Raw genomic sequence first — 251 nt, 5'->3', positions numbered from 1 at the left:
CGGCCCAGTCGACCCTCAACGCGTCGGACGTCTCCTCCGGGGACGGCGGCAAGAACCTCCTCAACACTGTGCTGCAGAGTGTGCAGGCGTCGACGTCCAGCCGGCTGGTGGCGGCCTATCGGGTGCCCGGGCAGGACACGGGCGTGCTCGCACCGCCCGACCGCGGCAGCCCCGCCATGAACTCCGTCATCTCGGACGAGCTGCGGGCCAAGGTGCAGAGCGGAGGGACGAAGCAGTTCTACCAGTCGGTC

The 251-nt window shown here is 69.7% G+C and carries 1 protein-coding gene; it reads left to right on the top strand.

The genetic code is table 11. The annotated features are described in order from the left end of the window. The coding region (locus tag SB717_RS38060) for a hypothetical protein (protein ID WP_410908362.1) at nucleotides 1-251 on the top strand (251 nt) is incomplete at both ends.

The sequence above is a fragment of the Priestia sp. SIMBA_032 genome (assembly GCF_046535215.1).
In the GTDB taxonomy this organism is placed as follows: domain Bacteria; phylum Bacillota; class Bacilli; order Bacillales; family Bacillaceae_H; genus Priestia; species Priestia aryabhattai.
Note: the sequence above shows the minus strand (reverse complement) of the source record. Positions and strands in the feature narration are given on the sequence as shown.